Origin of the sequence: Sphingobacterium litopenaei, from assembly GCF_014692495.1 — a bacterium.
In the GTDB taxonomy this organism is placed as follows: domain Bacteria; phylum Bacteroidota; class Bacteroidia; order Sphingobacteriales; family Sphingobacteriaceae; genus Sphingobacterium; species Sphingobacterium litopenaei.
Map to the genome: position 1 here is coordinate 42303 of NZ_JACOIJ010000011.1, position 12934 is coordinate 55236.

The 12934-nt window shown below is 36.2% G+C and carries 10 protein-coding genes and 2 tRNA genes; 6 read left to right on the forward strand and 6 right to left on the reverse strand.

Annotated features, from left to right (window positions below; all coding sequences use genetic code 11):
* Positions 1-10: 10 nt before the first annotated feature.
* Both katG and H8B04_RS07620 read right to left on the reverse strand, forming a co-directional pair.
* Positions 11-2293: a catalase/peroxidase HPI gene (gene katG / locus H8B04_RS07615; RefSeq protein ID WP_190301963.1), complete on the reverse strand. Its 2283-nt coding sequence runs from the start codon at positions 2291-2293 to the stop codon at positions 11-13.
* Between the two features lie 341 nt (positions 2294-2634).
* Positions 2635-2708, reverse strand: a tRNA-Arg gene (locus tag H8B04_RS07620).
* Positions 2709-2919: 211 nt separating this feature from the next.
* Here H8B04_RS07620 and H8B04_RS07625 point away from each other — a divergent pair.
* The 3 genes from H8B04_RS07625 to H8B04_RS07635 all read left to right on the forward strand — a co-directional run bounded on the left by H8B04_RS07625 (position 2920) and on the right by H8B04_RS07635 (position 4212).
* Positions 2920-3444, forward strand: coding sequence for a YceI family protein (locus H8B04_RS07625; protein WP_165291119.1), 525 nt, complete (start codon positions 2920-2922; stop codon positions 3442-3444).
* A 91-nt stretch (positions 3445-3535) separates the two neighbouring features.
* Positions 3536-3620: transfer RNA gene (locus tag H8B04_RS07630), tRNA-Ser, on the forward strand.
* Between the two features lie 304 nt (positions 3621-3924).
* Complete coding sequence (locus tag H8B04_RS07635) at positions 3925-4212, forward strand: WYL domain-containing protein (RefSeq protein ID WP_190301965.1); 288 nt, start codon at positions 3925-3927, stop codon at positions 4210-4212.
* 282 nt (positions 4213-4494) lie between these two features.
* On the opposite strand, the gene H8B04_RS07640 is transcribed toward H8B04_RS07635, so the two are convergent.
* The 4 genes from H8B04_RS07640 to H8B04_RS07655 all read right to left on the reverse strand — a co-directional run bounded on the left by H8B04_RS07640 (position 4495) and on the right by H8B04_RS07655 (position 8869).
* Positions 4495-5190, reverse strand: a complete 696-nt coding sequence (locus tag H8B04_RS07640) for a DUF4397 domain-containing protein (RefSeq protein WP_190301966.1) — start codon at positions 5188-5190, stop codon at positions 4495-4497.
* A gap of 206 nt (positions 5191-5396) precedes the next feature.
* Complete coding sequence (gene nhaA / locus H8B04_RS07645; protein ID WP_190301967.1) at positions 5397-6578, reverse strand: Na+/H+ antiporter NhaA; 1182 nt, start codon at positions 6576-6578, stop codon at positions 5397-5399.
* Positions 6579-6612: 34 nt separating this feature from the next.
* Entirely contained in the window at positions 6613-7953 is a 1341-nt protein-coding gene (locus tag H8B04_RS07650) for an ABC transporter permease (protein ID WP_190301969.1), read from the reverse strand.
* Positions 7940-8869, reverse strand: coding sequence for an ABC transporter ATP-binding protein (locus tag H8B04_RS07655; protein ID WP_190301970.1), 930 nt, complete (start codon positions 8867-8869; stop codon positions 7940-7942). Before H8B04_RS07655 ends, H8B04_RS07650 begins: the two co-directional genes overlap by 14 nt.
* 101 nt (positions 8870-8970) lie before the next feature.
* Here H8B04_RS07655 and yihA point away from each other — a divergent pair, with 101 nt between their 5' ends.
* The 3 genes from yihA to topA all read left to right on the forward strand — a co-directional run bounded on the left by yihA (position 8971) and on the right by topA (position 12932).
* Entirely contained in the window at positions 8971-9594 is a 624-nt protein-coding gene (gene yihA / locus H8B04_RS07660) for a ribosome biogenesis GTP-binding protein YihA/YsxC (RefSeq protein ID WP_190301971.1), read from the forward strand.
* The gene (locus tag H8B04_RS07665; RefSeq protein ID WP_190301972.1) at positions 9591-10454 is read left to right on the forward strand and encodes a UbiA-like polyprenyltransferase; all 864 of its coding nucleotides are present in this window, start codon (positions 9591-9593) and stop codon (positions 10452-10454) included. Before yihA ends, H8B04_RS07665 begins: the two co-directional genes overlap by 4 nt.
* A gap of 81 nt (positions 10455-10535) precedes the next feature.
* On the forward strand, positions 10536-12932 hold the full coding sequence (gene topA, locus H8B04_RS07670) for a type I DNA topoisomerase (RefSeq protein ID WP_190301973.1): 2397 nt from the start codon (positions 10536-10538) through the stop codon (positions 12930-12932).
* Positions 12933-12934 lie beyond the last annotated feature (2 nt).

The window sequence follows — 12934 nt, forward strand, 5'->3', positions numbered from 1 at the left end:
TTATTATGTATTAAGCTAAATCAAATCTGTCTGCATTCATTACTTTATTCCAAGCAGCAACGAAATCGTTAACAAATTTATCTTTTGCATCTGCAGAAGCGTATACTTCAGCAATTGATCTTAATTCAGAATTTGATCCAAATACCAAATCATTACGTGTGCCAGTCCATTTTGCTTGTCCTGTTTTGCGATCTGTACCTAAATAAGTTTCTTTAGATTGATCCATCGCTTTCCACTGCGTGGCCATGTTCAATAGATTCACAAAGAAGTCATTTGTTAATTGACCAGGTCGATCGGTGAAAATACCGTGATTTGAATTATTGAAATTGATGTTAATAGCACGTAGACCACCAAATAATACAGTTAATTCTGGAATTGTCAAGTCTAATAATTGTGCTTTGTCAATTAATAATTCCTCAGTAGAGACTGCAGGATTGTTGTATTTGCGGTAGTTTCTAAATCCATCAGCCACCGGTTCTAGCCATTTGAATCCATCCACATCAGTTTGTTCTTGTGAAGCATCTGTACGACCAGGAGCAAAAGGAACTGTAATGTTATGACCTGCCTCTCTAGCTGCTTTCTCGATAGCTGCTGCACCACCTAAAACAATTAGGTCTGCTAATGATACTTGTTTGCCTGATTGGCTAAACTTAGCTTGTAAACCTTCTAAAGCAGTTAAAACTTTACCTAATTGAACAGGGTTGTTTACTTCCCAGTGTCTCATAGGTTCTAAACGGATACGTGCACCGTTAGCACCACCGCGCTTATCCGAATTACGGTATGTAGAAGCCGAAGCCCAAGCTGTAGACACTAATTCTGAAACAGATAAACCTAAACCAAGAATTTTTTCTTTTAATATAGCAATATCAGAATCACTTAATGTGTAGTTCTCAGCTTTTGGAAGCGGGTCTTGCCATACAAAATCTTCTGCTGGAACTTCTGAACCTAAATAACGAGATTTTGGTCCCATATCACGGTGTGTCAACTTAAACCAAGCTTTTGCAAATGCATCAGCGAATTCGTCTGGATTTTCTAAGAAACGACGACCAATTTTCTCATATTCTGGATCGAAACGTAAAGCTAAATCCGAAGTAAGCATTGTCGGTCTAATTTTTTTGTTTGGATCGTGTGCATGAGGAATGATTTCACCTACATTCTTAGCGACCCATTGATGTGCTCCTGCAGGCGATTTTGTCAATTCCCATTCGAATCCATATAAGTAGCTCAAGAATAAGTTAGACCATTCTGTGGGCTTACTTGTCCAAGTTACTTCTAATCCTGATGTAATGGTATCGGCACCTTTACCTGTTCCGTACGAGTTAGCCCATCCCAGCCCTTGTGATTCTAATTCCGAACCTTCTGGATCAGATGCAACATGATCCGCTGAAGCAGCCCCGTGTGTTTTTCCGAAGGTGTGACCACCAGCTATCAAAGCTAATGTTTCTTCATCATTCATACCCATTCGGCTAAATGTATCGCGAATGTCTTTAGCTGAAGCAATAGGGTCAGGGTTGCCATCTGGTCCTTCAGGGTTTACATAGATAAGCCCCATTTGTACCGCTGCTAATGGATTTTCTAAATCTCGAGACTGGTGTTTTTCGCTGTTTGTATCTTCAACGATAATTGTTCCATCATCTTCATCGCTATTTACACCTGTGGAACCACCTTTACCGTATCGAAGATCACCACCTAACCAAGTTCTTTCTGAGCCCCAATACACATCTTGGTTTGGTTCCCACACGTCTGCACGACCACCGCCAAAACCTAGAGGCTTGAAGCCCATAGATTCTAAGGCTACATTACCTGTTAGAATCATTAAATCTGCCCAAGAAATTTTGCGACCATATTTTTGTTTGATAGGCCATAGTAAACGACGTGCCTTATCTAAGGATACGTTGTCAGGCCATGAATTCAATGGTGCAAATCGTTGTTGACCTTGGCCACCGCCACCACGTCCGTCTTGTAGACGGTACGTTCCAGCGCTATGCCAAGCCATACGGATAAATAATGGACCGTAATGTCCAAAGTCAGCAGGCCACCAATCTTGTGAATCTGTCATTAAAGCATGAAGATCCGCTTTCAAGGCATCTAAATCTAATGATTGAAACTCCTTCGCATAATCAAAATCTTCACCCATTGGGTTAGTTTTGGTATCATGTTGCTTTAGGATATGTAAGTTAAGCTGGTTTGGCCACCAATCTTTATTTTGGGTACCACGTCCGGCTGCATTATTTTTTTGCATGGATCCATTGTGAAATGGGCATTTGCTGATGTCATTTGAACCGTTTTCCATATTCTAATTGATTAAATTTTTTTATTATTTGTGTTTGTGATTTGATATAAAATTAAGCAGAAAACTCTGAGTAATAAAATAATAAAACTTTATTCAATATAGTTATAATTTATAATACGTTTATATGTTATTAATTTTTATCTATATTTATTACTAAAATAAGATTGCAAAATGTTTTAAAACTTGGATTCTTATAAAAGAAGAATATATATTAAATCAGCTTTAAAAGAGTTTCAAAGTAGTAAGATAGGTATTTACTAAATGATAACTCCGCTAAGGAAGAACTTGGAATAGGGATATAAAAAAAAGTCCTCCAGAAATCTGAAGGACTTTGAAAGAAGTACGCCAAAAGGGATTCGAACCCCTGACCGACGGTTTAGAAAACCGTTGCTCTATCCAGCTGAGCTATTGGCGCTTCCCTTTCGGTAGTACAAAAGTAGTATTTTGTAGATTATTTCCAAAATATATATGCCAAATTTTGCTTATATTTCAATAACTATTTGCTAGACAATTGAATAAATTTTACTGAATTTCTTAATCTAGATTAAGAAATCGAATAGCAAGGGCAATCTATCTTTGTAGGACACAGAAATAAATAATATTCATCATTTAATATAGACTTAATTATGGCAAATTGGCAATTAGACCCAGCACACAGTGAATTAGAATTTAAAGTTCGTCACATGATGATTTCTACTGTAAAAGGACAGTTTAAATCATTTGAAGTAAATTTAGAAAATGCTTCCGATGACTTGACTCAAGCACAGGTAGAAGTAAAAATAGAAGTCGATTCTATCGATACTAAAAATGATCAACGCGATCAGCATTTAAAAAGCTCAGACTTTTTTGATTCAGCAAGCAATCAATTTATAACTTTCAAGTCTACTTCAGTGGCAAAAGAAGATGACGATGAATATAAAGTAACTGGCGACCTTACGATCAAAGGAATTTCTAAATCTATTACTGTAGATGTAGAATTTGGAGGTGTTGCAAAGGATCCTTGGGGTAATGATAAAGTGGGATATACGGTAAGTGGTAAAATAAATAGAACGGATTTTGATTTAACTTGGAATGCGGCTTTAGAAACAGGAGGGGTAATGGTGTCAGAAGAAGTGAAATTTTCAGCAGATTTACAATTTGTAAAATCTTAATATCCAGCGGAATGTTGTTCTAATGCCCTTTAAAAGCATTTTATTTTAAAATAAATTTTGCAAATCAGGGTAGAATTTCTACTTTTGTGGCGGAGAGTTGGCAGAGTGGTCGAATGCGGCGGTCTTGAAAACCGTTAACTGTCACAGGTTCGGGGGTTCGAATCCCTCACTCTCCGCAGAAAATGCTTCATCGAAAGATGGAGCTTTTTGCATTTATCCCCCCTTCAAGAACTTAAATCTCAAAACATTTTTGAGTAGAAACTTATCCCTCCAGTATAGCAAGTATTCTTCGATATTTTCTGTATATGATTGTTACTAATTCCTTTTTCTGAGCAATTAGAGATTGATTTTATCTGAGTTTACGGTTTCCCGTATTTAGGAAGAATTGATTTGTAGTATGTTTACACGAATACCAACATGTCTTAATTTTTAGTCAATAGCTGTATAAATATTTAAGCATATAAAATTTACAAGATAACTATGAGAACAGAAATTATAAATGCAATCAAAAATCAACAGATAATTAAATTATATTATGAAGGAGAATTAAGAATAGTAGAACCTCATTGTTATGGAATAACTACAGCGGGTAATGAAGGCTTGCGAGCTTATCAAATTGGTGGATATTCTTCGTATGAATCAATAGGATGGAAAATGTTTTATTTGGGTAGAGCCGATGATGTTGTTATTACAGAACACAATTTCATAATTAGAACTGGCTATAAAAAGGGAGAAAAAGGAATGTCTGTTATTTTCGCTGAAATTTGATTATGTAAAAAATATAGAAATTCGGGACGATGTTCAGTAGGCTACTCCTTTGAAATAGTTGTTGATTATATAATTGGAGAGTTTTGAGGATCGTTAAGGATTGGAAGAAGACTTATATAAATCCTTCGAAAAGCAATAATTAAACATAGTAAACCAAAGAAGACCAGGGTTTATAAAATGAATTTAATCCCTCGTGTAAAGGCTAATATTTAGAAATACTACTCTTAAATAAAAAAGGTCTTAAATACTTTAAGACCTTCATGGCAAATTTATATTTGGTATTTAATTTCTGTATTGTTGATGAGCAATAAGCTCATAGGTGTTTTCCGTGTTGTGCTTTATTAATATCAAGGTATAATACATTCCTGTACTCAAATTGATATCTTTTTCAGCTAAAGTGTCACCTGCACTATTTTTAGCTATTAATTTCTTTTGACCTGATGATTGTGATACAAATTTGAAGCTATTATTTGAAAGCGTATTGCCATCGTAGGTACGGTTTGCAAAAACTTCATTTTCTCCTATGTATAAATCAACATTAATCTTGTCGTAAGCTAGATTCACAAAACGAATCCCCGAATTAGTAGATAAGTTATTTAGTAATGTATCACTGACCACATGCTGACCTACTTTATTTTCAGCTTTTGAAAAAACGATGGAGGTATATAAAAGGCTATCTTTAATAGCGTAGGTACTGTCGATTAGAATTTTGTTGGTAGGGTCTATAGTTTGAATTTTTCTGTTTCCTGGGTAGAGATAAACAAAATTGATTCCTTTAAAAGGTAGCGGATTATTCATTGTCTGAATAAAGTTGTTGTCCGCTTTGTGAATAATGGAATTATAACCTGTATGTACATTAATCATTGTGAAACCCGCTTGAGGAATGTTAGGAGAATTAAGATCATCCTTCAGGCAACTTGTCATCACAAATGAGCTTGCAATTGCTAAAAAAAATAATTTAAAAATATGTGTATTCATAAGACTGTTGTTTTAATGCTTTTATAGATAAAACGCAAGAACAACATGTTTAGCTACACATATACTAAGAAAGGCATCCCATTTTTATGAGATGCCTTTCAAATAAGAGTTTAAGTTGATTAAATTATTGTAAATATACCCTCTAGGTTAATGATATTTCCTAATCTGAAATTTAATATATCTTTTTTGTAGCTATCTAGCTATAGCTAATCTATTTGTGTGTTTTTCTTACCTAATGCTGAAAGATAGGTATATCCTAAAACTCCAGCTAGTAAAGATGCTACAAGTATAGCTAATTTTGCTTCTTCGATATGTAAAGCGTCTGAGAAAGAAAGCATAGCTACGAAAATAGACATCGTAAAACCAATACCTCCGAGTAATCCTACACCAAACATATGTTTCCAGCCTGCGCCTTCAGGTAAGGAGGATAAACCAGATTTGACACATAGCCAACAGGTCAAAAGAATTCCTACAGATTTACCCACAATAAGTCCCAAAATAATACCTAATCCCATTGGTGACGTAAGACCGCCTAACATATCTGTACTTAAGACAATAGCCGTATTGACAAAAGCAAAAATCGGAATAATAATAAAGTTCACAGGTTTAGCTAATAGATGCTCTAATTTTTCTAATGGAGACTCTTTCTCGTCTGGAGTTGTAGGTAAAGTCATCGCAGTAAGTACACCCGCAATGGTGGCGTGAATACCCGAGTGATGGATAAAGTACCACATAAAAATTCCAGGAATGATATAAGCTAGGATGTTCTTTACTCCAAATTTGTTGAAGGCTAATTGTAAGGCGAAAATTCCTCCAGCATACAATAAATAAGTATAATGTAAATCGGAAGAATAGAAAATAGCAATTACGAGAATAGCTAATAAATCGTCCACGATAGCTAAAGCTGCTAAAAATACTTTTAAGCTTGCTGGTACACGTTTGTCCAACATCGATATTACCGCTAAAGCGAAAGCAATATCAGTAGCCATTGGGATACCCCAACCATGATGCGTATCTGCATTATGGTTAAATATGGCATAGATAGCAGCAGGCAATAAAGCACCACCAATGGCAGCGAAGATTGGAAGTGCAGCTTTTTTAGGTGAAGCTAATTCCCCTTCTACTAATTCGCGTTTGATTTCTAATCCTACTAATAGAAAGAAAATAGCCATAAGACCGTCGTCAATCCATTGTTTTATACTGTAATTTAGTTGAATAGATTCATTTTCAAAACCTACTGTAGTAGATAAAAAGGTAAGTAAACCTTCTCCTAAAGGTGAATTGGCAATAATTAAAGCTAGGACAACGCAAATAAATAAAATTATTCCTCCGCCAGTGCTGGACTCGAAAAACTCTTTGAATGTACGTAAATTAATAAGTTTTGACATGATATGTTTTTGTGATTTCTGATTGTAAAAGTAATTAACTTTTGTATTTAAACCATTTTATAAGCTCTTTGTAGCTTGCTTTCTTTCCATACATTAATATTCCTACACGATAAATACGCGCTGCAAACCAAGTAGTTAGAATAAATCCTAGGATTAATAAAATAGCCGAAATAATGATTTGCCACGTTGGAACTCCAAAAGGTATTCTAACTAACATAGCAATTGGAGAGGTAAAAGGAATAAAGCTTAACCACATTGCGACCGAACCATGTGGATTGTTTATTAAGACACCAAAAGAAAGAGCGTAAGTTAATAATAAGGGCATTGTAATAGGAAGTGTAAACTGTGAAGCTTCGGTTTCACTATCTACTGCCGAACCTACTGCCGCAAATAATGCACTATATATAAGGTAGCCTCCCAAGAAGAACACAAAAAAGCAAACTACTATCTCCGTTAAATTCAAGGTTTGTAATAAGCCTATAATTTCAACGAATGTTTCTCCATCAAAAGAAGAGGAAGTTTGATCTATTGGTGTATCCGCCATCCCAATCTGTTGCGATTTGTTTTGCATCAGTTGATTAGCCAAATCTTCTTTTGAAACAATAGTGCTGGATGCTATACCTGCTAAGGTGATAGAAACGATAATCCATAGCGCAAACTGCGTTAACCCGACTAGACCAATACCTATAATTTTTCCCATCATGAGCTGAAATGGTTTTACTGACGAAATTATAACCTCAATAATACGGCTGTTTTTTTCTTCAATAATACCACGCATGACTTGTGAGCCATATAAGAATAAAGAAATATATACCAGAATCGACAGGGCCAACGAAATAGCCATGGCAACTTCGGTGTTGGATTCTGTGGCGGTTCCATCTTTAATTTCTTTGGATTTGATAACCACATTGGATTTAATAGCGCGACGCATATCTTTAGTTATGCCATAGGATTCATATTTTTTATCCTTAATTATACGATTAAGGCTGTCGCGAATCTCAGCTTCAGTCGAAATGTTTGGTTTGTCTACAGACAAAAATTCTACAGATTCACTATCGTAAAAATCTCTCGGAATATGAAGAATACTTGTGTTGTCTTTTGCAGAATTGATACTCTTTATTTGTTGTTGTATATCTTGATTTTCTTTTAGATAAGTAACGTTTTTTGAAGAATTCAATTTGTTGATGACATCATTAGTTTCATCTACGATATAGACTACAGTGTGACTTTCGTCAAAGCTTTTTTTCGTTAGAAAAATAACGCCGACGTACATGGCTATAAAAAATAACGGTACTAAAAAAGTCGTAAGTAAAAAGGATTTTTTGCGAACACGTGTCAAATATTCACGTTGTATGATAAGTTTAATTTTGTTCATGAATGATTTCCTGCGTTTGTGTTACCTTTTCAATAAAAATATCGTGAATAGTTGGAATAATTTCCTTGACTTGATTAATCATGACTTGCGGAATGAGATAGTTCAAAACGTCATTCAGCTGATATGGCGAATTAATTTTGATTTTTATCTCCACATGATCTTGTTGTGCCGTCAATTCCAACAAATCATAGAGTGGGTTTTCGTGGCTGACCAATTTTCCAGTAGGTGTAAATTCAATAAAATATGATTGGTTTTGGTATTGTTTTTTGATTTCTTTTACCGAACCATCCAACACTTTCTTAGATTTATTAATCAATGCAATGTTATCACACAGCTCTTCAACTGTTTCCATTCGGTGAGTGGAGTAGATGATAGTAGAGCCATTTTTATTTAATTCGAGTATTTCGTCTTGAATGATTTGTGCATTGACAGGGTCGAAGCCAGAGAACGGTTCGTCCAATATAATGAGCTTAGGTTCATGTAGAATAGTTGCTATGAACTGAACCTTTTGTTGCATTCCTTTACTTAGATCTTCAATTTTTTTATCCCACCAAGTGGAAATGTCTAATTTCTCAAACCAATATTGCAGACGTTTTTTCGCTTCAGATTTACTCAAACCTTTTAACTGGGCTAAATATATCATTTGCTCGCCGACTTTCATCTTTTTGTACAATCCTCTCTCTTCAGGAAGGTAGCCGATTTGTTCTATATGCTTAGGCGAAAGTAGTTCATTATCAAAATATATTTCTCCAGAATCAGGAGCGGTTATTTGATTGATAATACGTATTAAGGAAGTTTTACCAGCCCCATTAGGTCCCAGGAGTCCAAAGATTTTTCCTTCAGGAATATCTATCGAGACATCGTCTAATGCACGGTGATTGGCATACTGTTTAACTATGTTTTTTAAGATTAACATTTTTTAATAATAGGTCGACTAAAATACTAATAATTACTCGATGTTGGATGTGGTAAATTGCCTGCTTTTAGATTTCTTAAAATAAATTCTACCTTTGTTCTATGCTAGTAAAATCCGCAGAATTTGTTTGTAGCAATACACAGGTCGATAAATTGCCTGCTCCGAATCTACCCGAATATGCTTTTATCGGTAGATCGAACGTGGGTAAATCTTCGTTAATCAATGCTTTGACGAATCGTAAAGGTTTGGCGAAAACCTCACAAAGACCAGGTAAAACCCAGCTAATTAATCACTTTATTATTAATGATAATTGGTATTTGGTCGATTTACCGGGGTATGGTTATGCCCAAACATCCAAAAAAAACAGAGAAGATTGGGGTAAATTCATACGTTATTATTTAACGAGAAGAGAAAATCTACAATGTATTTTTGTGCTAATCGATTCGCGTTTAGAACCCCAGAAGATAGATTTGGACTTTTGTTGTTGGTTAGGAGAGAAGGGGTTACCTTTTATGTTGATTTTCACTAAGGGTGATAAACAATCTAATGTGAAGTCCGATCAAAATATGGCAAAGTTCAAAAGAGCTCTGCTGAAATGGTTTGAGGAAGTGCCAAGAAGATTTTTGACTTCTTCTGAAGAGAAAGTTGGTTTAGAACCAATTTTGGCTGCTATTGACGAAATAAATGCCGGTTTTGAGCCACCAATTGTTACAGAGGAGATATGAAAAAATACATGTCTTTAGTGCTTTTTGCACACAGTATATTTGCTTTACCTTTTGCCTTCATAGGTTTTTTTCTAGCCGTTAGTACGACGGCTTTTGAGTTTCAATGGTCCTTGTTGGGCTTGATGCTGGTTTGTATGGTTACCGCGCGTAATGCCGCTATGGCATTCAATCGTTATTTGGATAGAGACATCGATGCGCTGAATCCACGAACAGCTGTGCGAGATATTCCGGCAGGACGTATAAGCCCTAAACAAGCACTTACTTTTACCTTAATAAACTGTGCTATCTTTATTGGAGCGACTTATTTTATCAACCCAATGTGTCTTGCATTATCGCCCGTGGCTTTATTTGTAGTATTGTTTTACTCGTATATGAAACGTATTTCAGCACTTTGCCATTTGGTTTTAGGCTTAGGGCTTGGATTAGCTCCTGTAGGTGCTTATATGGTTGTTACAGGACAATTTCATATTATTCCAATATTTTATGGACTGGCTGTTTTGACTTGGGTAAGCGGATTTGATATTATTTACGCGTTACAAGACGAAGAATTTGATAGGGTGAATGGATTAAATTCTATTCCAGCAAATTTTGGAGGACCAAAAGCTTTGAAAATTTCGGAAGTGCTGCATCTACTATCATTTATTTTGGTATTACTTCCTGCTTTTTATACTGAAGTAGGACTTTTGTATTATCTAGGAGTGGCATTTTATGGTATATTATTAATATATCAACACCGTATTGTCAGTCCCACAGATTTGTCCCGTGTGGATAGAGCTTTTATGACAACGAATGGTATTGCATCGGTCATATTTGCTGTATTTTACTTGTTGGATATCGTGAGTGGACACTGGCTTTTTTAAAAGAATAATTAGGTTTATTGATAAAAAATATTGTCATTCCATTTTGAAATAATAATATTTGCAGAAATCTTAACATATTAAATGGCTAAAAATTTATTAATTGTGGAGTCGCCTGCGAAGGCAAAAACGATAGAGGGTTATCTAGGGAGTGACTTTTTGGTAAAGTCAAGTTATGGGCATATTCGTGATTTGGTGAAAACCGATGATGCAATTGATACCGATAATAAGTTTAAACAAAAGTATGAGGTTCCAGCTGATAAAAAGGCTGTGGTCAGTGAATTAAAGAAATTAGCAAAGGTTGCAGAGACAGTTTGGTTAGCATCCGATGAGGACCGCGAGGGAGAAGCTATTTCTTGGCACTTGTTTGATACATTAGGACTAAAAGATGATAATACCAAGCGTATTGTCTTTCACGAAATCACCAAACCAGCGATTCTTAAAGCCATTGAATCACCGCGTAAGATTGATTATAACTTAGTAAACGCACAGCAAGCACGTCGTGTATTGGATAGATTGGTAGGTTTTGAATTGTCGCCAGTATTATGGCGCAAAGTGAAGCCTTCACTTTCGGCAGGTCGTGTACAGTCAGTAGCTGTACGTTTGATTGTGGAACGTGAGCGTGAAATTAATAGATTTACGCCAGAAGCATCGTTTAAGATTGTTGCAATATTTAATACAGGTAAAGCTAGAGAATCTTTCAAAGCCGAATTGCCCCATCGATTTGCGAAAAAGGACGAAGCAGAGAAATTCTTGAATGACTGTATTAATGCAGCTTATTCGGTTACGAACTTAGAGAAAAAGCCAGCAAAACGAAATCCTGCAGCACCTTTTACTACTTCTACCTTGCAACAAGAGGCAAGTAGAAAGTTAGGGTATTCTGTAGCGCGTACGATGCAAGTTGCACAACGTCTATACGAAGCAGGACATATCACCTATATGCGTACGGATTCCGTAAACTTATCGGATACGGCAATTCAAGGTGCACAAGATGAGATTCTAAAAGCTTATGGTGAAAAATATCATAAAAAGCGTCAATATAAAACGAAGTCTAGTGGAGCTCAAGAAGCACACGAGGCTATTCGTCCAACCTATTTTGCGAATCACAGTATCTCGGCAGATCCATCAGAAGTTCGTTTGTACGAATTGATCTGGAAGCGTGCTATTGCTTCGCAAATGAGTGAAGCAGAATTTGAGAAGACTGTTGCAAAAATCTCTGTTTCAACACGTAGTGAAGAATTGACTGCTACAGGTGAAATCATGAAATTTGATGGTTTCTTGAAAGTGTATATGGAGTCATTGGACGATGATAATGATAATACCGTTGATGAGGATTCTGATAATGCCTTATTGCCACCATTGGAAGTGGGGCAAGCATTGAATCTAAACGATATGACGGCGACAGAGCGTTTCTCACGACCTCCAGCACGTTTTACGGAAGCTTCATTGGTTAAGAAATTAGAAGAATTGGGTATTGGCCGTCCTTCTACCTATGCACCGACGATTTCAACTATACAAAATCGTGGTTATGTGGTGAAAGAAGATCGTGACGGTAAACCAAGAGATTATAAAGTGTTGACTTTAAAAGAAGGTCAGGTTTCAGAAGTTACGAAAACAGAAATGACTGGTGTAGAGCGCAGTAAAATGTTCCCTACCGATATCGGTGTTTTGGTGAATGACTTCTTGGTAGAACACTTCAAAGGTATTGTAGACTTCAATTTCACAGCGAAAGTAGAACGAGAGTTTGACGAAATCGCACAAGGAAATAAAGAGTGGACGGACATGTTGGAAAATTTCTACAGACCATTCCATCACGAAGTAGAAGATACGTTAGAAAATGCAGAACGTGCTTCACACGAACGTGAATTGGGTGTTGATCCAGTTTCAGGCAAGCCAGTGAGTGTGCGTGTAGGTCGTTTCGGTCCTTTGGTGCAGATCGGTTCCCAAGATGACGAAGAAAAACCTGTGTTTGCTTCGTTACGTAAAGGACAAATGATTGAAACCATTACTTTCGAAGAAGCGATGGAATTATTCAAGTTGCCAAAGAAAGTAGGAGAGTTCGAAGAGAAAGAAATGACAGTAGCTATTGGTCGTTTTGGACCTTATATCCGTCACAATTCAGCGTTCTATTCTTTGCCAAAAGGATTGGATCCATTGGATGTGACGCAAGAACAGGCTATTGAAATTATTCAAACTAAACGCCAAAAGGATATCGAGAAAGTGATTCGTGTTTTCGAAGAAAACCCAGAAGCACAAATCGAAAATGGACGTTGGGGACCTTTCGTCCGTTTTGGAAAACAAAACTTGAAAATCCCTAAAGGAACAGATGTCAATACGATTACGTACGAGGATGTGTTGAAATGGGCTGCTGAAGATCCAAAAGCTCCTAAAGCGAAAGCAACAAAAGCTACGGCTAAAACAACTGTAAAAAAGACAACAGCGAAGAAAACAACAACAAAGGCTGCGACGAAAAAGAAATAAGT